This is a genomic window from Cryomorphaceae bacterium (genome assembly GCA_017798125.1).
In the GTDB taxonomy this organism is placed as follows: Bacteria; Bacteroidota; Bacteroidia; order Flavobacteriales; family ECT2AJA-044; genus ECT2AJA-044.
The window spans coordinates 2,693,990-2,718,878 of record CP059070.1; the positions used below are offsets into that span (position 1 = coordinate 2,693,990).

11 protein-coding genes are annotated in these 24,889 nt (G+C 48.3%); 10 read left to right on the plus strand and 1 reads right to left on the minus strand.

The genetic code is table 11. The features are described from left to right. The first annotated feature begins 28 nt into the window (after positions 1-28). From HZ996_12090 to HZ996_12115, 6 genes are all read left to right on the plus strand, one after another. On the plus strand, positions 29-1,363 hold the full coding sequence (locus HZ996_12090) for a 2-oxo acid dehydrogenase subunit E2 (GenBank protein QTN39853.1): 1,335 nt from the start codon (positions 29-31) through the stop codon (positions 1,361-1,363). A 34-nt stretch (positions 1,364-1,397) separates the two neighbouring features. Beyond that, positions 1,398-2,171, plus strand: a complete 774-nt coding sequence (locus tag HZ996_12095; GenBank protein QTN39854.1) for a 3'-5' exonuclease — start codon at positions 1,398-1,400, stop codon at positions 2,169-2,171. Then, complete coding sequence (locus HZ996_12100) at positions 2,168-2,773, plus strand: fumarylacetoacetate hydrolase family protein (protein ID QTN39855.1); 606 nt, start codon at positions 2,168-2,170, stop codon at positions 2,771-2,773. The genes HZ996_12095 and HZ996_12100 overlap by 4 nt, the downstream gene beginning before the upstream one ends. 87 nt (positions 2,774-2,860) lie before the next feature. Next, entirely contained in the window at positions 2,861-8,146 is a 5,286-nt protein-coding gene (locus tag HZ996_12105; protein ID QTN39856.1) for a T9SS type A sorting domain-containing protein, read from the plus strand. A 107-nt stretch (positions 8,147-8,253) separates the two neighbouring features. Beyond that, positions 8,254-12,666: an immune inhibitor A gene (locus HZ996_12110; GenBank protein ID QTN39857.1), complete on the plus strand. Its 4,413-nt coding sequence runs from the start codon at positions 8,254-8,256 to the stop codon at positions 12,664-12,666. A gap of 115 nt (positions 12,667-12,781) precedes the next feature. Next, entirely contained in the window at positions 12,782-18,076 is a 5,295-nt protein-coding gene (locus tag HZ996_12115) for a T9SS type A sorting domain-containing protein (protein ID QTN39858.1), read from the plus strand. A gap of 76 nt (positions 18,077-18,152) precedes the next feature. On the opposite strand, the gene HZ996_12120 is transcribed toward HZ996_12115, so the two are convergent. Further along, positions 18,153-19,424, minus strand: a complete 1,272-nt coding sequence (locus HZ996_12120; GenBank protein ID QTN39859.1) for a serine hydroxymethyltransferase — start codon at positions 19,422-19,424, stop codon at positions 18,153-18,155. A 104-nt stretch (positions 19,425-19,528) separates the two neighbouring features. Between HZ996_12120 and fahA the strand changes: the two genes are divergently transcribed. From fahA to HZ996_12140, 4 genes are read left to right on the plus strand one after another with little or no spacing between them, the layout of a single operon-like run. Further along, a complete protein-coding gene (fahA, locus tag HZ996_12125) occupies positions 19,529-20,809 on the plus strand; it encodes a fumarylacetoacetase (protein QTN39860.1) in 1,281 nt (426 codons plus the stop codon). Between the two features lie 53 nt (positions 20,810-20,862). Then, on the plus strand, positions 20,863-23,109 hold the full coding sequence (locus HZ996_12130) for a bifunctional (p)ppGpp synthetase/guanosine-3',5'-bis(diphosphate) 3'-pyrophosphohydrolase (GenBank protein QTN39861.1): 2,247 nt from the start codon (positions 20,863-20,865) through the stop codon (positions 23,107-23,109). 31 nt (positions 23,110-23,140) lie between these two features. Then, positions 23,141-23,602 carry a transcriptional repressor gene (locus HZ996_12135; GenBank protein QTN39862.1) on the plus strand — a complete coding sequence of 154 codons (462 nt, stop codon included), beginning with the start codon at positions 23,141-23,143 and terminating at the stop codon, positions 23,600-23,602. 10 nt (positions 23,603-23,612) lie between these two features. Then, positions 23,613-24,878, plus strand: a complete 1,266-nt coding sequence (locus HZ996_12140; protein ID QTN39863.1) for an adenylosuccinate synthase — start codon at positions 23,613-23,615, stop codon at positions 24,876-24,878. Positions 24,879-24,889: the final 11 nt, after the last annotated feature.

A 24,889-nucleotide genomic window follows, 5' to 3' on the forward strand; every position in this document is an offset into this window, starting at 1 on the left:
GGCCTGCACAAAAAGAAGAAACACATCCATGGCTCAAGAAGAATTGATCATGCCCAAGATGGGCGAGAGTGTTGCCGAGGCAACGATCATCAAATGGTTAAAAGAAGAAGGAGAAACGGTTGAGCTGGAAGAGCCCGTTCTCGAGATTGCTACAGATAAGGTTGACTCCGAAGTCCCTTCTCCGGTAGAAGGTGTACTCGTTAAGAGACTCTTTAACGAAGACGATGTCGTTCAAGTAGGTCAAGCGATCGCCGTCATCGAGACCGAAGGCAGCGGCGCCTCTGCAGCTCCGGAAGCCGCAGCCGAATCCACTCCAGAACCAGCACCTGTTGCGGCCGTTGAAGAGCGCGTGGCCGAAGCCGTAGCTGCGACTGCTCCGGCATCAGACATTCCAGCGAACTCAGATAGCGAGCGATTCTATTCTCCGCTGGTGCGCAGCATTGCACAGAAGGAAGGGATTGGATTTGAAGAACTGGAGGGTATTGCAGGAACCGGACAAGGTGGTCGGGTGACCAAAAAGGATATGCTGAACTACGTGGCCAACAGAGGATCAGCTCCTGTGACTCCAGCGGCTGCTCCCGTAGAGCCCTCAACCCGAGCAACCCCAGCAGCCAAACCAGCTCCGGCAAAGAGTGGCAATATTGCCCTTAACCCCGGAGATGAAATTGAAGAAATGGACCGCATGCGCAAACTCATTGCGCACCACATGGTCGAGAGCGTGCAGACTTCTCCACATGTGACGAGCTACGTTGAAGCCGATGTCACCAACATCGTCAACTGGAGAAATAAGATCAAGAATGACTTCTTGGCTCGCGAAGGGGAAAAAATGACCTTTACCCCACTCTTTATTGAAGCCATTGTCAAGGCGATTAAAGACTTCCCTCAGATCAATATCTCTGTAGATGGAGAGAACATCATCAAGCGTAAAGACATCAACGTTGGAATGGCTGCTGCCCTTCCAAGCGGAAACTTGATTGTTCCGGTCATCAAAAACGCGGATCAATTGAATTTGGTAGGTCTTACGGCGAAAGTCAACGACTTAGCGTCACGAGCACGCGCCAATAAGCTCAGCGCTGATGAGATTCAAGGAGGAACTTACACCATTACCAATGTTGGAACCTTTGGAAATGTGATGGGTACTCCGATCATCAACCAACCCCAAGTTGCCATCATGGCGGTAGGAGCCATCCGCAAAAAGCCAGCGGTTATCGAGACCGAATACGGTGATATGATTGGTATTCGCCACATGATGTTCTTGTCTCACTCCTATGACCACCGTGTTGTAGACGGTGCTTTAGGTGGCCAATTCGTGCGTCGAGTGGCGGACTACTTGGAGCAGTTTGATGTGAACCGCGAAATTTAACATCGGCCCGCAGGGCCACATTCTTAGAACGCCTATGAAACTGAACCTCCACCGCCCCATGTGTTTCTTCGATCTCGAAACGACCGGGACGCAAATTGCCCGTGACCGTATTGTCGAGATGGCCATCTTGAAGGTATTTCCGGACGGCAGCGAAGAAAGCTATACGTGGAGGGTAAATCCAGAAATGCCGATTCCTGCGGAGACCACCGCCATTCATGGTATCAGTAATGAAGATGTTCAGAATTCTCCGACGTTTAAAGAACTGGCACCCAGGGTCATGGACATTATTAAGGACAGTGACTTGGCTGGGTATAACTCCATGAAATTCGACATCCCGTTGTTGGCTGAGGAGTTTCTTCGTGTGGGACAAGATATCGACATGAGTAAGTTTCGCAGCGTGGACGTCCAGAACATCTTTCACAAAATGGAGCAGCGCACGCTGGTTGCCGCTTATAAGTTCTATTGTCAGAAAGACTTGTCGAACGCGCACAGTGCAGACGCGGATACTCGAGCTACTTATGAAGTCCTCTTGGGACAATTGGAGCGTTATGATGAATTGGAGAACGACGTAAAGTTCCTCAGTGATTTCAGCCAGCGCAAGAACGCACCAGCGGATTTGGCAGGTTTTATTGTTTACGACAAGAATGGGCGTGAAGTCTTTGGATTCGGAAAGTATCGAGGACGCGCTGTAGAGGAAGTGCTCGACGAGAATCCGGGATATTTCGCCTGGTTGCAGGATGCAGATTTCCCGCTGTATACCAAGCAGACCATCACGCGCATTAAACTGCGCAAATTCGGTCAGTCGTGAAAATCCTGTGCATCGGACGGAATTACGCCAAGCACGCGGCAGAATTGGGCAACGAGGTACCTACTGAACCCGTCTTTTTCGGAAAACCAGATAGTTCGCTTCTCCGCCCGAATCAACCCCTCTTCTACCCCGAATTCACGTCAGATCTTCACTACGAATGTGAATTGGTCGTTCGCATCAAGAAAGTGGGAAAGCACATTCAAGAGAAGTTTGCGTACAAGTACTACGACGAAATTGCCCTGGGCATCGACTTTACGGCACGAGACATTCAATCCGCATGTAAAAAGCAAGGGCTGCCATGGGAAAAAGCCAAGGCCTTTGACGGAAGTGCGGCTCTTGGAAGCTTTGTTCATAAGGACACCTTGGAGGAGCCGTATGGCTTTCGCTTGGAGAAAAACGGTGAGGAAGTTCAAGTGGGAAGTTCCTCAGACATGATTTTCTCTATTGACCGGCTCATTTCCTACCTCTCCAAATTCTACACCTTTAAAATTGGAGATCTTATTTTCACGGGCACTCCGGAGGGCGTTGGTCCCGTGCAAATTGGCGACGAATTGGTTGCTTTCTTGGCCGGCGATGAGAACCTCAGGTTGCGGATTAAGTGACCCAACGCTGGCGCGATATTTCCCGTTTTTAATTGGACGCTGAAATCGTTATTTTTGGCATCCTATCCTGAAAAGAAGACTACATCTATGAAAAAGATTCTACTCTTGGCCGTCGCGGTCGGTGCATTCCTTTGTTCCAACGCACAGACCCAGGCATTCACTGAGAAGTTCGAATTACCTGGAGGCGCCGACAGTGTGTCCTCTGTCGGTACACCTGCTTGGACGATCAACACCACCTATGCGTCCGAAGGGGTACAGAGCATGCTCGGCACCATTGGAACGGCCTCCACAACGTACTTGGAGTCGAACACGTTCAGCACCATTGGCAATACTTTTATTCGCCTCGAATTTGACCACATTTGTAAGATTGAGTTCTTCGATAGCGGTACCATTGAGGTTTCGAGTGATGGTGGGGCTACTTGGACCCAGCTCACTTGTACAGAATACCTAGGGACTGGAACCTTCTGTGGATCGGGAAATAAATTTGCGAGTAACACCTATCTCGTTTGGGATCCTGCCAACCCATCGGCGCAACCCAACAACACTTGGTGGCAGACCGAGACCTTTGACATGTCAACCTTCTTGTCCAATACGGCAACGGCAAAGGTTCGCTTCAAGCTTACAGATGGGAATAACAACGGCTCAGGAGGTAACTACGGATGGCTTGTAGACAATATTCGCGTGGTTGTAGCACCATGTGAGCTCATTCCACCAGTCGTCACTTTGAACTCACCGGTTTTTCAGGATACAGCATACATCACCGGGCCATTCAGTATTGGAGCAACCATTACTGATGCTTCAGGAATTGATTCCGCAGTTGTGGTATATAACGTAAACAACGGACCCAACGATACTATTCCGATGACTGCCGGAGCAGGTGGCATCTACAACGGGGTCATTCCAGCTCAATTGCTTTTGGATCAAGTGTGCTATCAAGTTGTGGCTTGGGATTCTTCAGCTTGTGGTAACATCACCAAGACACCGAATCCAGGTTTCAACTGTTTTTACATCAGCGATGCCCCACCCCCCAACTGTGTAGGCGCTCCAATTTCAACATTCCCATGGACCGATGATTTCGAGGCATTTGTTCCTGGAACGGCCAACTTCGGGGCAGGCGTATGGGGATCCATCTGCTGTAACTGGGAGCGATTCCCCTTAGCGAGCGCATCTTCGGGATATGGGTGGTGTGTTCGTGCTCAAAGCACACCGAGCTTTAGTACAGGTCCTGATTTCGACAACACCTCTGGAAATGGAAACTTCATGTACACGGAGGTTCCTTTCGGCTCAGGTGGGGATACGGCGACCTTGACAAGCCCATGCTTGGATTTGGACGGTATGGTAGCTCCTCAAATGGAATTCTACTACCATATGACTGGTTCAGGATGTGGTACTTTGGAAGTACTGGTGAATAACGGGGTAACCTGGACGAATGTGTTTACCATTCAAGGTCAGCAGCAACCTACCACCACCAGTCCTTGGACTAAAGTGAATATCCCTCTTTTCCTCTTCGCAGGAAATATCGTACAAATCAAATTCCGCACAACAGCGACAACGAATACTGCTGGAGACATTGCTATTGACGACGTTTCCGTCTTTGAACCACAGCCGATTGACGGTGCAATTATCGGCATTACTGCTCCACCTGTAGAATCTTGTGGGTTCAGCACGAATGAAGACGTCATTGTACAAGTCTTCAACGCGGGAACAACAGCCCAGGACACACTGCCTGTGGCCTATACCATTAATGGGTCTGGTGTAATCATTCGCGATACCATTTATCAAAACCTATTGCCGGGTGACACCTTGCTTCACACCTTTAGCCAAGGTGCTGACTTGAGTCAAGGAGGGGTTACCTACAACATCCTTTCTTGGACTGAATTCATCGGAGAACAAGGAGTTGGTAACGACACCCTCTACGGATACAATGTGTTGAACTCATTGACTCCTCCACCTTACATTCAGGACTTTGAAAACTTCAGTTCTGGATCACAAAATGCCATTGAAGGTTGGGTTCAGAGTACTACGGACGACGACGACTGGACCTTCCTTTCAGGATCCACCACCTCTGGCGGAACAGGACCTCAGTTCGATCATACCACAGGAACGGCTGCAGGGATTTACGCCTACATGGAGGTATCTCAAGTAGCCAATGGTGAAACGGTAGAACTCATTTCACCTTGTTTGGACTTCTCACTTTCCCCAACGCCGAAAGTGGAGTTCTGGTATCATATGCTCGGACCTCAAATTGGAACCTTGAATTTGGATGTACAAGACACCTCAGGTACTTGGGTGAATGAATGGAGCCTCAGTGGTGATCAAGGAGATCAATGGACCAGTGCTTTGGTGGACCTTACCCCTTATGCCTTCCAAAACGTAAAAATTCGATTCCGTGCTCAATCCTTAGGATGTTGTGCAGGAGATATCGCTATTGACGATATTTTCATCTTCCAACCGCAACCGAATGATGTAGGTGTTGCAGATATTCTTTCGCCTCTGGACTTCGGATGTGACCTTGGGCCTGCGGTACCTGTTACCGTGCAAGTGACCAATTACGGTACCAGTACTCAGGACACCATTCCAGTCAGTTATGTCCTGGATAATGGAACAGTCGTAACGGATACATTATTTACCACGCTTAATCCAGGGGATACTGTGGCCTTTACTTTTGCCACGACCATTGACTTGAGTACACCAGGAACGACATACAACTTGGATACTTGGACCGATCTTCCTACGGAACAAACCTTCTTGAATGACAGTATAAACGGATATACAGTAGTGAATACCTTGCTGGTTCCTCCTTTCATTCAAGACTTTGAATCCTTCAGCCCTGGCCAGGTTCCTTCGGACAACTGGGAACAGGACAATCTAGACGATGACGACTGGACGTTCCAAGCCGGTGGAACCACGAGTGCCAATACCGGGCCTACCGTCGACCATACACTGGGAACTGCATTGGGTATGTACGCCTACATGGAAGTAAGCCTTGTCGGAAATGGTGAAGTGGTTAATCTGATTAGCCCTTGTATTGACTTTACGAATCTGATTGCACCTAAACTGAGCTTCTGGTATCACATGTGGGGAACTACAATTGGAACCCTATCCGTTGATATCCTGGATACCAATGGTGTATACAACCAGGTTTGGACCCTTTCAGGAGACCAAGGCAATGTGTGGCGCGAAGGATTTGTCGATTTGACCGCTTATGCTGGTACCATTACCAAAATCCGCTTCCGCGCACAATCTCTCGGTTGTTGTGCAGGAGACATCGCCATTGATGACATTAATGTTTACGAACCACAGCCAAACGATGTCTCGATGAGCGCCATAGTCTCTCCGAGCTCTACAGGATGTGATTTGAGTGCTACTGAAGCTGTCATCGTCGAAATTGTGAACCTCGGACTCAATCCACAAACTAGCATTCCTGTTCAGGTTACTGTTGCGGGACAGCCAACGGTTACTGGAACATGGACGGGTACACTGAACCCAGGCGATACCGTACTCTACACGCTGCCAGGAACAGTTGATATGAGTACACCAGCCACGGCCTACAACGTAAGTGGATCTACCAATTTACCAGGTGATCAAGTTCCTTCGAACGATACCATCAGTGGTATTGTGGTTGAGAACAGCCTACAGCTTCTTCCGTACGTAGAGCCATTCACCACATTTACACAAGGTGGAGGTACTCCAGCACTTCCAGGAACACTGGATAACTTCTGGACACGTTCTTCGACCGGAGGTGACGGTGGGTACAATTGGCTCGTTCAATCAGGTCCTACTGGAAGCTTTGGCACAGGACCGAATGGAGACAACACTACGGGAACCGGGAACTATATGTATGTAGAATCCTCTTTTGGAGGAACCGGTGAAGTGGCGACCTTGACCTCGCCCTGTCTTGATTTGAACTGGTACTCTGCCCGAGTAGATTTCTACACCCACATGTTTGGGGCTCAAACCGGAATCATGTTCTTGGACATCCAGGACACCACAGGTGTTTGGACCAACCTCTGGACATTGGCCGGACAGCAGCAAACAAGCGAGCAGGATCCGTACCAGCTAAACTCGATTGACTTGAGTGCTTATGTAGGACAATTTGTGAAGTTGCGCTTCCGTGCCCAGAAAACTGGATTCACATCTGGAGATATGGCCTTGGATGACATCAATGTATATCCTGTATATCCAAGTGCTGGAGTCAACGAAATCACTGTTTCTCCGAGCAACTTCTTCATCTTGCCGCAGGCAAGCCCCGTAAGTGCAGAGATTGAGAATACCGGATTATTGGATTTGGATCACTTTAAAGTGACTCTTGAGATTGACAACAACACCATTGTTACCGACAGCTTGTTCTTCCCTGTTCCTCTTGGTCCAGGACAGACAACAACACATACCTTCAGCCAGATCTGGCAAGCAGATCCAGGGGCGCACACCATTTGTGTGTTCACTGAGGAACCGAACCTGCAGATCGACGGATTCCCTAGTGATGACACCTTGTGTTACGTTGCTACAGTATTTGACTCTACATCAGTCTTCCCGTATTGTAACAACTTCGATGGTGGTCAAGAACCTTTGGTAGCCTTGAACTACATCACCTACGAACCTCAAGGAAATGTTTGGGAAGCGGGTACGCCAAACCAAACCGTGATCAACGGAGCGTTTAGTGCACCAAATGCTTGGATGACTGGACTGAATGCCGATTATGAGCCTCGTGATAGCTCAGCTCTATTCTCTCCCCTGTTCAACATTAATCCGGACAGCTGCTATAAAATTAGCTTCTATCACTCGTACAAAACGGAATCCTTCCAAGACGGTGGAGCTGTAGAATACTCTACGGATGGCGGAGCCACTTGGACTTCTATTGGAAGCGTTGGAGCCGATTGGTACAACACTCAATTCACCATCGGATTGTCGAACACCACCCCTGGAAATCCGGGATGGACCGGAACTTCAAACGGATGGGAGTACGCTGAACGCACTGTCCAATTCGCTTCTGGAGGCCCAGTAATTTTCCGCTGGAGATTTGGAGCTGACTTCTCTATTCAAGATGAGGGTTGGGCCATCGACGATATTTGTATCGAAAACATCGGCTCTTGTAATCCAACAAGCGTCGAAGAAGAAGCATTGCTTGCGGTCAGTATTTATCCGAACCCTGCTTCCGATCAAATCCAAATCACCGTTCCCGATCTGACCGAACCCGTGACCGCACAAGTTGTGGACGCATACGGATCATTGGTTACGGAATTTGCCTTAGAGCCTAACGGCTCGATGAGTGATGTACAACTCGATGTTCGTCAGTGGGCAGCGGGAGTCTACTTCATCCAAATCAGCCAAGGACGCTATCACCAGAGCGAAAAATTCGTGATTTCGCGATAACACCTGGTCTAGATAACACACAAAGCCGGCCCTTCCGAGGTGCCGGCTTTTTTATTGGTCACAATTCTATTTCGCTATATTTGGTAGTTACTCTTTAACCTAAACCTATGCGATTGAGATCTTTACTACTCATAATTTTGTCCCTTTGTTGGTCATTTAGCTTTGGACAAACGGTCGCTTTTACAGAGAATTTTGACTTACCATCTGGAGCGGATAGCATTTTCTTCACGGGTACTCCAGCCTGGGCGACAACCACAGCCTATAGTTCTAGCCCTACCCAGAGTTACCTCAACACTCCTCCTCTTGCAAGCAATACCTACTTCGAAACCAACACGTTCTCTACAGTCGGAAATACCTTCGTAATCCTCGAGTTTGATCACATCTGTAAAATTGAGTTTTTCGACGCCGCAACCATCGAGGTGTCCGGCGACGGCGGAGTTACCTGGTTTCAACTGCAGTGTTCCAACCCTGTAGGAGACGTCTATCTTGGTCAAGGAACCTTCTGCGGCTCCGGGAACAAATTTGCCTCGAATGCCTACTTGGACTGGGATCCAGCCAACCCTACTACTCCTCCTCAAGCGAGCTGGTGGCGAACAGAGACCTTCAATGTTTCCCAGTGGCTCGGGAACACCGCGACTGCAAAGGTCCGCTTCAAATTGGCCGACAACAATAACAACGGCGCTGGGAACAATTACGGATGGCTGGTAGACAATATCAAGGTCACCATGGACCCTTCAGAACTGTTCCCTCCTACTATTTCCCTGAACGCCCCAGTTTGGCTGGGACCCACTTCAAGTCCTGGACCGTATTTGATCTCTGCTGATGTTGTTGACGGATCGGGAATTGATACCGTGATGTGTGTTTACTCACTCAACGGTGCTCCAAACGACACCATCGGATTGATCAACACGGTCGGAGACACTTACGAAGACACCATCCCAAGTGCCGTGATTGGAGATTCCATTTGCTATCACATCTACGCTGTAGACGCTAGCCCTGCCGCAAACTCGGCAGTAGAACCAACAATCGGCTGCAACACCTTCACTATTGTTCCCGCACCACCTCAGATTCAACTGGGCAATGGAACCATTGTAAACACCGGAACATCCTATCCGGCCCCCTACGGGCACTGGTTTAATGGAGCACGACATCAGATGCTGATCACTGCGGCCGAAATGAATACGGCCGGTGTATCCATTCCCATTTTCTTTCAATCTCTCGCCTTTAATGTTACCGGAGTGAACGGAACAGCCTTGAGTGATTTTGAGATCAAAATGGGCAATTACTCCAGCAACACGCTGACAAATTGGGTAACTACTGGTCTGACCAGTGTATTCTATGCGCCGACATACACGGAGGTAGCTGGATGGAATACACACACCTTCCAAACGCCCTTTCAATGGGATGGTGTAAGCAATATCATCGTAGAGGTGTGCTTTAATAACTGGCCCAATGGATTTACGAACAATGCCATCGTTCAACAAACCTCATATGGTGGAACGCGAACCATATATTATCGGAGTGATTCGGACGGTAACCTTTGCGCCAACAATTCTGCTTTTGTTACCACCTCCAATAATCGGCCCAACATGCGGTTCGATCTTGCCTTGCCACAAGATGATGACTTTGGCTCACTGTCGTTCACAACTCCTGTTGAAGGTGGTTGTGATCTCACAGCTTCGGAACCTGTAACAGTGGTCTTTAAAAACTTTGGCTTGGTCGATCAGGATACCCTTATTTTCAACTATCAACTAGATGCAAATCCCGTTGTTACGGACACTGTTTACCAAACCGTAATCGCAGGTGACACCGTTTCTCATACTTTCTCAACACCAGCGGATTTGAGTACGGGGGGCACTACCTATACCTTTAAGGCATGGACATCTCTGCCTGGAGACAACAATGCCTTCAATGACACCATTTCTAATTACTCGATCACAAATACCCTGACCAATGCGACCAACTTAACCCAGGACTTTGACAGCTGGGTGGCAGGTGGTCAAGCACTTGGAGATTTCTGGGAGCAGGATCCTACAGACAATTACAATTGGACCGTAGGTACAGGGGCCTCTCCAGGAGCCAACACCGGTCCAAATGGTGACCACACTTCTGGAACAGGAAACTACCTGTATACGGCAAACACCTTTACTGCTGTTCTAGCCCGTTTAATCTCTCCTTGTTTGGACTTTTCCGGGAATACCTATCCGAAGATGGATTTCTGGTATCACATGAACGGGAACGGTATCGGAACGCTTGCGGTCGACTATTTGGATAGTACGGGAACCTGGGTGAATGCTTGGACCCTTTCGGGGCAGCAAGGAACAGCTTGGCAAAAAGCCATTGTCGATTTAGCCCCGTTGGCCAACCAAGTGAGCAAAATTCGAATCTCACATACGACCGCAGGGTTTGGTTGCGAGTTAGCAATCGATGATATCTTTATTTATCAATCTGCGGCGGACGATGCAATCATGAACAACATCATCCAGCCTTTCCCGCAGCTCGCTGCAGGGGCTTCTGAAGTTGTGGAAGTGGAGTTCTTTAACAATGGCTCCAACAACATCACCAGTTTAGACTTGGGATACATCATTGGGACTTCTGCACCGGTAATAGAGACATGGACCGGAAACTTAGCTCCGAGCACGTCTGCTACCTACACTTTCACTACAAACTTCACGGTGCCTGGAGGTACGTTTGATGTTTGTGCCTTTACCGATCTGGCAGGAGATGGCCTTCAATCCAATGACTCTCTTTGCACTACCGCTACAGGGATCCAAACCTTTATGCCGCCTTACGTTGACGACTTTGAAAACGGTCAAGGAAGCTGGACTACCGGGGGGAATACCGATTTATTCGAACTGGGTCAACCCACGGGAGCCGTAATTAATGCTGCAGCCTCCCCCACAAACGCGTGGGTTACGGACTTGGATGCGCCTTATGTCAACAATAGTCAGGCTTATCTCTTCTCTCCCTACTTTGACTTCGGAACTTTAATCAATACGGCCTTGAAGTTCAAGCATTGGTACAGTACCGAGAATAGCTGGGATGGAGGTCGATTGGATATATCAACCGATGGCGGCCAAACGTGGTCCGTTCTGGGAGCATTCCAAGATTCAACTTGGTACAACGATGACATCATTACGTCATCCGGCCAACCGGGTTGGACCGGATCCTCCAATGGATGGCTTGATGCCTATTACCCCCTATCGCAATTGAATGGAGTCACTGGTCTGGTTCAATTCCGATATGAGTATACTTCTGATGGATCCGTCATAGGCGGTGATGGATGGGGAATCGATGACTTCGAAATTGAAGTTCCTGTTCAATTCTCAGCGGCCACTTCTGATATTGTCGTTTCTCCGAGTAACTTCTTCATCCTTCCCGCGGCAAGCCCTGTGAGTGTAGACGTTACTAATACTGGGGAACAAGATTTGAGCAGCGTGCTGGTAACACTGGAAATCGATAACAACACAATTGTCACGGACTCGCTGTATTTTGCAGTTCCATTGGCGAAAGGTTCGAGCACAACCCACACGTTTAGTTCAACTTGGCAAGCCGACCCTGGTGCACACACCATTTGTGCCTATTCTTCTAATCCTTCAGGTGTGCTTGATGAATTCACATCAGATGACACTACTTGTTATGTGGCAACCGTATTCGATTCAACAAGCTCATTCCCTTATTGTAATGACTTTGACGGGGGTCAAGCTCCACTGGTCGCTTTGAATTACATCACTTATGAACCCGGAGGAAACCTCTGGGAATCGGGTACGCCGAATCAGACCATTATCAATGGAGCTTACAGTGGGTCAGGCGCTTGGATGACGGGGCTGAATTCAGATTACGGATCAAGAGATAGTTCTGCACTTTTTTCTCCTGTGCTCAATGTAAATCCTGATTCATGTTACAAAATCAGCTTTTTCCATGCCTACCATACAGAACCCTATCAAGACGGTGGAGCCGTCGAGTTTAGTCAAGATGGCGGGGTCACATGGACTTCCATAGGTAGCCCTGGTGCCAATTGGTACAATGAATGGTTCATCATTGGACTATCAAATCAATCTCCAGGAAATCCCGGGTGGACGGGAACTTCCAATGGTTGGGAATACGCTGAACGCACCGTGAAGTTCCCGCAGGCAGGAACTACAATAATTCGCTGGCGTTTTGGAGCTGACTTCTCGGTACAAACGGAAGGATGGGCCATAGACGACATCTGTATTGAAAACATCGGATCTTGTACGCCAACAAGCATCGAGGAAGCTCCATCGGCCTACGCGATTGGTCTCTGGCCCAACCCATCAAACGGATCATCCGTACTTAGTATTGAACTGGATGCTGCCAAGACTATTGGGTATTCCGTTGTCAATACGCTTGGGGAAGTTGTCCTTTCTGGAGCACTTGACGGGGTAAGCGGAACAAACGAGATCAATCTGCGAATGGAAGACATCGCCAATGGAATATACTACGTGGATATTCACATTGACGAACACAGAACCACACGCAAGTTGCTGATATCTAAATAATTAGACCTGATCATACACAGAAGCCCGGTTCAATTTGGACCGGGCTTTTTGTTTCGGCTTAATTGCCCCCTAACTGTTATATTTGTTGATTACGACCTTAACCTGAGTTCACTATATGAAAAAGCTACTACTCTCCTTTGCAACGCTTTTGACCTCAATGGCTGTTTTTGGCCAAACCATCGTATTTCAAGAAAACTTTGATCCACCCTCTTTGGCTGACAGTGTGACCTCAACAGGCTCACCTGCTTGGGCAATCGACAATACGCTGAGCGTAAGCACACCCAACAGCATGGGGAATCAAGTTGGATTGTCTACTTCAAATTTCTTGGAAACGAATACCTTCTCAACGGTAGGTAACACCTTCGTCATTTTAGAATTCAGTCACATTTGTAAAATCGAATTCTTTGACGCGGGTACCATTGAAGTTTCCGATGACGGAGGTACTACTTGGACTCAGCTTACTTGCCCCCAGTACTTGGGAACAGGAACATTCTGCCAATCCGGAAATAAATTCGCGTCCAATGCTTATTTAGTCTGGGATCCAGCCAATCCAGGAACCGTACCTACCAATACATGGTGGCAAAATGAAACCTTTGATGTTTCAACACTACTTGCCAATACGGCCCAGGCAAAAGTTCGTTTCAAACTTCAAGACGGCAACAATTCCGGTGCTTCTGGTAACTACGGATGGTTGATTGACGACATTAAAGTAACTGCTGCTCCTTCAGAATTGAACCCTCCAGTAGTCACACTGAATGCCCCGGTACTGTTAGGGGGTGTCAGTAATACGGGACCGTTCACTGTTTCGGCTGATATAACTGATGCCTCTGGAATTGATACTGCGATGGTCATCTACTCCTTTAATGGTGCTCCAGATGATACGGTTGGCATGACCAACACCATGGGATCTACGTTTGAAGGTATTCTTCCTGCTGCCGTAATTGGAGACACCTTCTGCTATCGAGTTCGTGCGGTTGATGCCTCGCCTGCATTGAATGAGGCCTTTGCCCCTTCCACAGGATGCAACCAATTCATCGTTGTACCTGCGCCTAGCCAAATCACATTGGGGACAGGAACCATTCAAAACACCAATACGTCTTATCCCGCACCCTATGGAAACTGGTTTAACGGCGCAAGACATCAAATGCTAATCACGGCGACAGAGATGGCTGCAGCTGGTGTTAATGGATCCATAGACTTTCAAAGTCTAGCTTTCGATGTCGTCCAGGTCAACGGAGTTGCCTTGACAGATTTTGAGATTAAAATGGGGAACTATTCTGGCACAGCCCTGAACTCTTTTGTCACGGCAGGAATGACCAGTGTTTTTTCGACCACTTCATATACGGAAACTCTTGGTTGGAATACCCACACCTTCCAAACTCCATTCCAGTGGGACGGTGTTAGCAACATCATTGTCGAAGTATGTTTTAACAACTTCCCCAATGGTTTCACGAACAATGCCATTGTTAACCAAACCGGATATGGCGCAACAAGAACCATTTTTTACATCAGCGATACTGATGGTTCCCTCTGTACCAATCCGAATGGATTTGTTCAACAGTCCAACAATCGCCCCAATATGCGATTCAACATCGGAAGCCCTCAACCAAAGGACTTTGGTGTTCTAGCCATAGAAAATCCCGTAAATGGCGGATGTGGGCTTTCTGCAGCGGAACCCGTTGAAGTTCTGCTGAAGAACAATGGTACGGATGACCAGGATACCATCTATGTGCACTACATTTTTGATAATGGACCACAAGTAACCGACACCATTTATCAGCTCGTGGCGGCAGGAGATACACTTCCATATACGTTTAACAGCACCGTTGACGTCAGTACCGGAGGACAATCCTACACACTTACCGTTTGGACGGATCTTCCCGGAGACTTTAATTTCTTCAACGATTCAGCCACTACGGTAATCGAGAATACATTGACAGGTGTTCCACTTACACAGGACATCGATGGATGGGCACTTGGAACAGTGTTTGGTGATTTCTGGGAAAACAGCGCTAGCGGAACATTATGGACAGTAGGCACAGGTACCAGTCCAGGCTTTAACACTGGACCTTCAGGTGACCATACTCCGGGCTTTGGAGGAAACTATGTCTACCTACCCGAGAACTTCGCCCAGCAAACAGCCACGATGACCTCTCCTTGTTTAGACTTCAGTACTTCGTTGGCGCCAAAACTTTCGTTTTGGTACCACATGTGGGGAACGGGTATCGGAACCTTGACGGTTGAAGTCCGAGACACAAACAATGTATGGGTTCCCGCTTGGAGCTTATCCGGAGATCAAGGGAATCAGTGGAACGAGGCCCTAGTCGACCTCGCTCCTTATGCCGGTCAGGTCACTAAGATTAGATTCATCGGAACGAACGTCGCATTTAGTGGCGAGACAGCTTTGGATGACATTTTCATCTTTGAGCCTCAACCGAATGACGTTGTGCTTGCTGGTGTAGTAGAGCCCTTCCCGAACGGCTGTGGCTACGGAGCAGCGGACAGCGTTCGTGTTATGGTATCGAACTTTGGAACACTCACTCAGGACACCATCCCGGTTGGATACGACTTGGACGCCAATACAACGGTCTGGGATACATTGTACACGACGCTGAACCCCGGCGATACGGTCATCTTCACGTTCTCTACTACCGCAGACTTGTCTGTGACTGGAACGACCTACAACTTTGATTTCTTCACAGGGCTTCCAAACGATCAGAACACGGTCAATGATACCCTATCTGGATATTCCATCTTTAACCCGAATTCGATCATTGCTTTCCCTCACCTCGAGGACTTTGAATCTTTTACAGCTGGTGGAGGAAATGGAACAGTTCCGGGAGTGCTCGCCAATGATTGGGAGCGCAGCCCTGAGCCAACTCAGTTTGGCGACTACGGGTGGTTGGTACAAGTTGGACCAACGGGTAGTTTTGGAACTGGACCCAGTGGTGACAACACCCCTGGACAAAACGGTTCTGGAAAGTACCTCTACACTGAAGCAAATGGTGGGGTGACCTTTGACGAAGCAACTCTTACAAGCCCATGTGTCGACTTTGCCAACTTATCAAGCCCAGCAGTCGAATTTCATATACACCGTTTCGGATTCCAACTGCCTGATGTGTTTATCGAGGTATATTCTGGAGGAGTTTGGAACACGGTAGATACTTTGACCGGTCAGATACAAACTAGTGAAATCAATCCATATGTGCGCCATCAAACAGATCTCTCGGCTTTTGCAGGAGAGAATGTAAAAGTCCGCTGGCGTGCCATAAGTCAAGGGTGTTGTGCAGGTGATATGGCCTTGGATGATGTTCGCTTCTATGAAGTGGTTCCAGACGATGCTGCCGCCCTGGCTATACTTCAGCCCGGAGGATTGACTGTCGGCGGTCAAGCGACCACCGTTGAAATGCAAATTTTCAACTACGGAACCAACACCATTACCGCAATGGACCTCGGTTTCTTCGTCAATAACGGTACTCCAACGATTGAATCGTGGACAGGTAGCTTGGCTCCAAATGCTTCGACCACTTATACTTTTACAGGAACGTTCAATGCTCCTCAAGGAACTTATGACTTGTGTGCCTTTACAGACTTGACGGGAGACATGGCACCGTTAAACGACACGACTTGTAAAACAGTGGTCGGTCTTTCAACCTTCGTTCCTCCATATGCTACAGATTTTGAAAGCGGACAGGGAAGTTGGGCCGTTGATGGAGGGCTACAGCAATGGGAACTCGGCACACCAAGCGGATTCACCATCAACGCGGCAAATTCACCGGTGAATGCCTGGATGATTGACTTGGACGGATCTTATGCAAACAACTCAAATGACTATTTGTACAGTCCACTGTTTGATCTCAGCACCCTGTACAGCACCGAATTGCGCTTCTCAAATCGGATAGACTGCGACAACTTTGGTGATGGCGGTCAAGTTGAAGTGAGTACAGATGGAGGCCAAACATGGAGCGTTTTGGGCGTTCTGAATGATCCTCTCGGGACCAACTGGTACAACACCAATTCAGGGTTCCCTCCTACACCAGCGTGGGCTGGAAACAACGTTTCTTGGACCAATACTACCTTTGATCTGAGTGCCTTCGACGCCAGCCCTGGTTTGATCCAGTTCCGTTTCCGATTCTTCTCTGATGGATTCTTCCCATTTGGTGATGGATGGGCCATAGATGACTTTGAAATTTTTGTGCCCATTCAAAATAGTGCGGCAACTGTTGACCTCGGTATTGGCGCAAACAGTGCCTTCGTACTTCCAGATGACGTTCCGGTTTCTATGTGGATCGAAAATACTGGTGTAGCACCGTTGACTTCGGTTGAAGCGAATTTGGATATTGACAATGGAACGTTCACTTTGACCGAACCAGTGGTCATACCTACTCCTCTGCAACAGGGAGACAGTATACTGCACACCTTCAGCCAGCTCTGGACGGCCTCACCAGGGCCACACACAGTATGTGTGTATACCTCGAATCCGAACGGAACTGCGGACACCTTTACGCAAGATGATACGCTCTGCGCATTGATATCCGTGTTTGACTCTACTGGAGCCTTCCCATACTGCGATGATTTTGACAGTGGCTCGCCTCAGTGGGTGACCTTCAATGCCTTTGACTATAGCCCGACGACCCAATGGGAAGTTGGAACGCCAAGTCAAACGGTTCTGAACGGGGCGTACAGCGGTACTAATGCTTGGATGACTGGTTTGAACTCAGACTATGAGGACAACGACAGCAGTGCCTTGTATACTCCTGTATTCAATGTGAACAATACCAATTGTTACCGACTCGACTTTTATCATAGGTACTTCACGGATGAATACGAAGATGGCGGAACAGTTGAATACACCCAAGACAATGGTCTCACTTGGACCACGGTAGGATACGCCTTTGACCCCATGTGGTTTGACAGTCAATTCATTACTGGTTTAGGCTCTATTAATCCTGGAATTCCCGGATGGTCTGGAACAAGCGCAGGATGGCAGTTTGCTACACATGACATTAAGTTTGACAATGTTGGAGCAACGGTCATTCGATTCCGATTTGGATCCAATTTCACGGGAAGAAACGAAGGATGGGCCATTGATGATGTATGTTTTACTGAGATTGCTCCGTGCATCATTTCCGTGGTAGAATACGATGGAGCTAGCTTCGAGTTCGCTCAACTTGAGCCTAACCCTGCCAGAGACTATACCAGATTGCGATTTGAAGTCTCTCAAGCTGGAACGGTTGATTTTGTCTTGGTGAATTCCTTTGGTCAGGTGGTAACCGAGCAGACGTTTGACGCTCAGGTTGGCGAAAACCTCATCGACCTTGATCTAACCGAGTGGCCAGCAGGTGTGTACTTCATCAATGCCCAACACCCGGGAGGTATGGCTACGGAACGTTTGATTATCACCAAATAAGCCGAATAGAATAAAACACAAAAGAAAAGCCCCGTTTTGAACGGGGCTTTTTTGATGCTTTACTTTTTCACTCTCACTACCATTGGAATAGCGGCAGCGGCGACATCAACTCTGCCACCTGTGCTTTCAAATTGGTCAGTTTAGCCTCATCAGATGCAGCCATAATGCTCTCATCAATCAAGCGCGCAATCTCCGGAATATGAGATTCATTGATCCCACGAGTGGTAATCGCGGGAGTCCCAATTCGAATACCCGAAGTCACAAATGGCGACTTATCATCAAATGGAACCATGTTCTTATTCACCGTAATCTCAGCCTCGCCTAACGCTTTCTCAGCATCCTTCCCTGTAATGTCCTTGTTGCGCAAATCTATGAGCATACAGTGATTATCGGTTCCTCCCGAAATAATATTGTAGCCTCGTCCAACGAGCTCATCAGCCAACAACGAAGCATTGGCCTTAACGCGCTCCTGATAACTGTAAAAACCATCTGTTAAAGCTTCACCGTAGGCGACTGCCTTTGAAGCAATAACGTGTTCCAGAGGGCCTCCTTGAGTTCCAGGGAATACAGCACTATCCAAAAGCGAGGACATTTTGCGCACCACCCCTTTCATGGTCTTTAGACCAAAAGGATTTTCAAAATCCTTGCCCATCATAATCATTCCTCCACGTGGGCCGCGCAAGGTCTTGTGGGTAGTCGTGGTAATAATATGGCAATGCGGCAGAGGATCAGCCAACAATCCTCGGGCGATCATTCCACTCGGATGGGAGATATCGGCCAGCAACAATGCACCGACTGAATCCGCAATTTCGCGCAAGCGAGCGTAATCCCAATCGCGAGAGTAAGCAGAAGCTCCACAAATAATCATCTTGGGTTGCTCGGCCTTAGCCTTATCAGCCACCTTATCGTAGTCAATTAGTCCAGTATCGGGCTCCACCCCATAAAAGGTCGCTCTGTATAGTTTCCCTGAGAAATTGACCGGCGAACCGTGGGTCAAGTGCCCTCCATGTGCTAGGTCAAAACCCAAAATCGTATCCCCCGGTTGCAAACAGGCTAAGAAAACGGCTGCATTGGCCTGAGATCCTGAATGCGGCTGAACGTTTGCGTACTCGGCCCCAAAAAGCGTTTTCGCTCTTTCGATGGCCAGCGTCTCTACTTGGTCAACAACTTCACATCCTCCGTAATATCGTTTCCCTGGAAATCCTTCCGCATACTTGTTGGTCAAAACCGAGCCCATCGCTTCCATGACTTGGTCCGATACGTAGTTTTCAGAGGCAATAAGCTCAATGCCATGAGTTTGGCGCTGGCGTTCCTGTTCAATCAGGTCGAAGATTTGCTGATCCCGCATAGTCGAAAATTTAAGTGACAAATATAAGTCACAGACCACAGCTCACCACACCTTCTCCGTGGATTTAAATACCTTTGCGTTCATCACAAAAAGAACCCCACACGATGAGCATTTTTGCGAACGACCCCAACCGCACTTCTTGGATACCCGTGCCCTCGAATTCCGATTTTCCAATTCAGAATATTCCTTTCGGAGTGTTCCTACGGAACGATGATTCCGTCTGCATCGGTTCGCGCATCGGAGATACCGCAATTGATCTCGGGGCACTTCAGCAACTCGGGTACTTTGAAGGAATTGACCTCCCAGAAGGCGTGTTTATGGAGTCGACTTTAAATGCCTACATGGATCTCGGCGTTACGGTAAACCGCGAGATCAGAAATCGGATTGCCGAATTGTTTGATGACAAAAACGATCGCCTTAAAAACAACACGGCCCATCGAGAAGCTGTACTCGTTCCCGTGGGTGAAGTGGAAATGCTTCTTCCTGTGGAGATTGGAGATTACACCGACTTTTATTCCAGCAAAGAACACGCCACCAATGTCGGAACCATGTTCCGTGACCCTAACAATGCATTACTTCCTAACTGGCTCCATATTCCCGTTGGGTATCACGGTCGAGCCTCCTCTGTGGTTGTGAGTGGAACGGAAGTTCGTCGTCCCATGGGACAGACCCTGCCGGCCGATTCAGATACGCCGGTCTTTGGCCCCAGTAGACTTTTAGACTTCGAGATGGAAATGGGATTCTTGACCCGTTCTGGAAAGCCGTTGGGAGAGCAAATCACCACTGCTGAGGCGGAAGACTATATCTTCGGAATGGTCCTCTTCAACGACTGGAGTGCTCGAGATATTCAGAAATGGGAGTATGTCCCCCTTGGTCCCTTCTTAGCCAAGAATTTTGCCAGTTCCATGTCCCCTTGGATTGTTACGATGGATGCGCTTGAACCATTCCGAGTAGCCGGCCCTGTTCAAGATCCAGAGCCCCTTCCCTACTTGCATTTTGAAGGTGACAAGAGCTATGATATTCAACTCAGTGTTCATATTCAACCGGAAGCCACGGAGGAAACGACTGTGTGTAAAACCAACTTCAAGCACATGTACTGGAATATGGTGCAGCAGTTGACCCACCACACCGTAAACGGCTGTAACATTCAGTCTGGTGATCTTCTGGCCAGTGGCACCATCAGTGGCCCCACTGAAGATAGCTACGGGTCAATGCTGGAAATCACCTGGCGGGGAACCAAGCCCGTTTCAATGGCCGATGGCAGCGAGCGGAAGTTTATCCAAGACGGCGATACGGTCATCATGCGTGGACACTGTGAAAAAGACGACTTGCGGATTGGGTTCGGCGAAGTCAGCGGACGTGTTCTCCCTGCCATGAAGCACTAAAAGCACGCACAACTGGTCCGCTCTTTTGTTACCCTTTTGTTACCTTTACTTATATGCAAGAGGCGATTGACTTAGAGCAGGAGAATAAGGAGATCAGGAACCGATATCGATCGTTGCTGCGGAGTGCCAAATACCCGCTCACAAAAGAAGAAAAGAAGACCATCCGAAAGGCCTTTGACTTGGCCTTAGACGCTCATAAGGATCAGCGCCGAAAATCGGGTGAACCCTATATCTACCATCCTATAGCGGTCGCTCAGATTGTGGCTCGAGACATTGGTTTAGGTCACGTTTCCATCGTTTGTGGATTGCTTCATGATGTCGTTGAAGATTCCGATTATACCCTTGAAGATATTGAACGACTCTTCGGAGAGAAGGTCGCGCGCATCATCGATGGATTGACCAAGATTTCAGGTGTTTTCGATCGGGATGTGAGCGTTCAGGCGGAGAACTTCCGCAAGATGCTGCTGACCCTTTCAGATGACGTTCGTGTGATTCTCATCAAGCTTTCTGACCGTCTGCACAACATGCGGACCTTGGAGTCCATGGCGGCGCATAAGCAGCGGAAGATTGCCTCGGAAACACTCTATATCTACGCCCCATTGGCGCATCGCCTCGGGCTGTACGGAATCAAAACAGAACTTGAAGACCTTGGCCTGAAGTACACAGAACCTGAAGTGTATGAGGACATTCAACAGCGCTTGATCGATAGCAAGCAAGAGCGCGTGAAGTATATCCAGCAATTCTCTGGACCAATTCGCAAGGCCTTGAACAAGGAGGGTATTGATTTCAAAATCAAGGGGCGTCCAAAGAGTATCTTCTCAATCCGAAAAAAGACCTTGAGGCAGGGGATTTCCTTTGACGAAGTTTATGACAAGTTCGCGATTCGAATCATTGTCAATTCGGACGAAGAACACGAAAAATCGGAATGTTGGAAAGTCTATTCCATCATCACGGATTTCTACAAGCCCAATCCCGATCGCTTGCGCGACTGGATTAGCACGCCTAGAGCAAATGGCTATGAGTCTCTACATACAACCGTAATGGGGCCAAAAGGTCATTGGGTAGAGGTACAGATTCGATCCGAGCGCATGGATGAAGTTGCCGAGGTGGGCTATGCCGCGCATTGGAGGTACAAGGAAAATGGAGCCGAAGTCACGGCCAAGCAGCGGGAAAGTCAACTCGAAGGTTGGATCAGCAAAATCCGTGAACTGCTTGAAAATCCCGAAGCGAACGCGCTAGACTTTATTGATGATTTCAAGCTGAACCTCTTTTCAGATGAGGTCTTTGTTTTTACACCAAATGGGGATTTACGGACTCTACCAAAGGGGGCAACCGCCTTGGATTTTGCCTTTGACATACATACCGAAATTGGGGCCAGGTGCTTGGGTGCCAAAGTCAATGCTAAGCTGGTTCCATTGAGTTATCAACTCAAAAGCGGCGATCAGATAGAAATTCTGACCTCCATAAAGCAGAAGCCCAAGGAGGACTGGATGAATTATGTGGTTACGGCGAAGGCCAAAACCAAGATCAAGAATGCACTGAAGGAAGAGAAAAAGGCCATTGCTGAAGAAGGCAAGGAAATATTGATCCGCAAGTTGAAGCACCTCAAGGTTCAGTTCAATGAGAAAGTGCTCAATGAATTGACGCGGTATTTCAACCTTCCTACTTCACAGGAAGTTTTCTATCAGATCGGAACTGGAATCATTGATAATAAAAGACTCAAAGCCTTTGCCACGGATCGCAGTGGTGGAATCTATAACTACCTTCGATCCCGGTTTACCCGAAGACCGAACTCCCCGATTCGATCAATCAACGAGACCGATTCGGATAAGAAAGATCAGATTCTGGTTTTTGGTGATGATGAGGAACAACTGCAGTACAAGTTGTCCAAGTGCTGCAACCCCATTGCAGGAGATGACGTGTTTGGTTTCTTGACCATTAACGAAGGGATTAAAGTACATAGAGTGGACTGTCCGAACGCTTTACGCCTACAGTCGAACTACGCGTACCGGATTATTAAGGCACGATGGGTGTCATCGGACCGTAGGGACTTCCTCGCCATACTAACCATCAAGGGAATTGATCGCTCAGGCTTAGTCAACGAGTTGACCCGGGTCATTTCAAACATGATGAAGGTGAATATCAAGTCCATCAACATCTCTGGAAACGACGGTATTTTTAGCGGAAACATCACTGTGGCAGTACATGATACGCACCACTTGGAACAGTTAATTGAGAAAATCAAAAAGATTGATGGTGTGCGAAGCGTGAGCCGAAGCCTAAAGAAAGAACGGTCTTGATTTTGTATTTTCACACCCTAATTAGAACGGAATGGTGACACCCGACCACCAAGAGCAAGTCAAGGAAGTTTTTACGACTTATTTAGAGCAAAACGGACAGCGGAAGACGCCGGAGCGCTTTGCCATTTTGAAGGAAATCTACGATCAAAAGGATCATTTTGACGTGGAGTCTTTGTACATCAAAATGAAGAATAAAAACTACCGGGTTTCTCGGGCGACCTTGTACAATACCATTGAACTTTTATTGGACAGCAACTTGGTGCGCAAGCATCAATTTGGCAACAACCAGGCGCAATACGAACCCTCCTTTTACGACAAGCAGCATGATCACGTCATTATGACGGATACAGGAGAGGTCATTGAGTTTTGCGACCCGCGAATTCAGCAAATCAAGTCTTCAATTGAAGACCTCTTGGGTGTCAAAGTATTGAGTCATTCTCTGTACCTTTACGCCCTTAAAAATCCTCCCGCTGAGGGAGATTCAGAATCATAACCATACGACCATGTCGGTAGATGTATTGCTCGGGCTCCAATGGGGCGACGAAGGAAAAGGAAAGATCGTTGACGTATTGACGCAGAAGTACGATGTCATTGCGCGTTTTCAAGGTGGACCCAATGCAGGACACACCCTCGAATTTGACGGTATCAAGCACGTTCTTCACACGATTCCTTCTGGAATTTTCCATGACGACACAGACAATGTGGTTGGAAATGGAGTTGTGATTGACCCGGTTATCTTCTGCCGTGAATTGGAGGGCCTGAGAACGCGCGATGTTGAGTTCACCGAGAAGTTATTACTCTCGCGTAAAGCGCATTTGATCTTGCCCACACATCGCTTTTTGGATGCGGCTTCAGAGCAAGCAAAGGGTAAAAAGAAGATTGGATCGACACTGAAGGGAATTGGACCCACATACATGGACAAGACGGGTCGTAATGGATTGCGTCTAGGAGATATTGAACTTCCCGACTTCAAAGAGCGCTATGAGACCCTTCGCAAGAAGCACATCGATATGCTGAGTCACTTCGACTACGAATACGATCTGGAAGAAGTAGAGCAAGAGTGGTTCGAAGGGATCGAGAACTTGAAGAAATTGACGCTGATCGATAGCGAACAATATATGGCCGATGCGATTGCAACGGGCCGCAAGGTATTAGCAGAAGGAGCTCAAGGTTCACTCTTGGACATTGACTTTGGAACCTATCCATTTGTTACTTCATCGAACACGATCGCCGCTGGCGCCTGCACTGGATTGGGGATTGCGCCGAACCGCATTGGCAATGTGTTCGGAATTTTCAAGGCCTACTGCACCCGTGTGGGTAGCGGCCCCTTCCCTACTGAGCTAGAAGATGCTGACGGCGAACGCATGCGCGTAGCTGGTCATGAGTTTGGCTCAACGACTGGACGTCCACGTCGGTGTGGATGGTTGGATTTACCGGCATTGAAATACGCGATCAACGTCAATGGCGTGACCGAGCTTATGATGATGAAGGCAGATGTACTTAGTGGATTTGATACGCTCAAGGTTTGTACCAAGTACCTCTACCGAGGTGAAGAAATTAGTCATCTTCCGTACTCACTGAACGAAGACCTCATTGAGCCGATCTACGAAGAACTTCCGGGCTGGAGTGAGGATTTAACTCAGGTGACTGATGTCAATAATCTACCTCAGGCCTTGAAGGACTACATCACCTTTATTGAAAAGGAGTGCGGCGTACCCGTGAAGTTGGTTTCTGTAGGACCGGATCGCGTTCAGACCTTGCTCCGATAAGCATCGGCCCG

Excerpts from the sequence above, each read along its gene's own strand:
- HZ996_12090 (QTN39853.1), top strand. The coding sequence starts at position 29 with ATGGCTCAAGAAGAATTGATCATGCCCAAGATGGGCGAGAGTGTTGCC.
- HZ996_12095 (QTN39854.1), top strand. The coding sequence starts at position 1,398 with ATGAAACTGAACCTCCACCGCCCCATGTGTTTCTTCGATCTCGAAACG.
- HZ996_12105 (QTN39856.1), top strand. The coding sequence starts at position 2,861 with ATGAAAAAGATTCTACTCTTGGCCGTCGCGGTCGGTGCATTCCTTTGT.
- HZ996_12110 (QTN39857.1), top strand. The coding sequence starts at position 8,254 with ATGCGATTGAGATCTTTACTACTCATAATTTTGTCCCTTTGTTGGTCA.
- HZ996_12115 (QTN39858.1), top strand. The coding sequence starts at position 12,782 with ATGAAAAAGCTACTACTCTCCTTTGCAACGCTTTTGACCTCAATGGCT.
- HZ996_12120 (QTN39859.1), bottom strand. The coding sequence starts at position 19,424 with ATGCGGGATCAGCAAATCTTCGACCTGATTGAACAGGAACGCCAGCGC.
- fahA (QTN39860.1), top strand. The coding sequence starts at position 19,529 with ATGAGCATTTTTGCGAACGACCCCAACCGCACTTCTTGGATACCCGTG.
- HZ996_12130 (QTN39861.1), top strand. The coding sequence starts at position 20,863 with ATGCAAGAGGCGATTGACTTAGAGCAGGAGAATAAGGAGATCAGGAAC.
- HZ996_12135 (QTN39862.1), top strand. The coding sequence starts at position 23,141 with ATGGTGACACCCGACCACCAAGAGCAAGTCAAGGAAGTTTTTACGACT.
- HZ996_12140 (QTN39863.1), top strand. The coding sequence starts at position 23,613 with ATGTCGGTAGATGTATTGCTCGGGCTCCAATGGGGCGACGAAGGAAAA.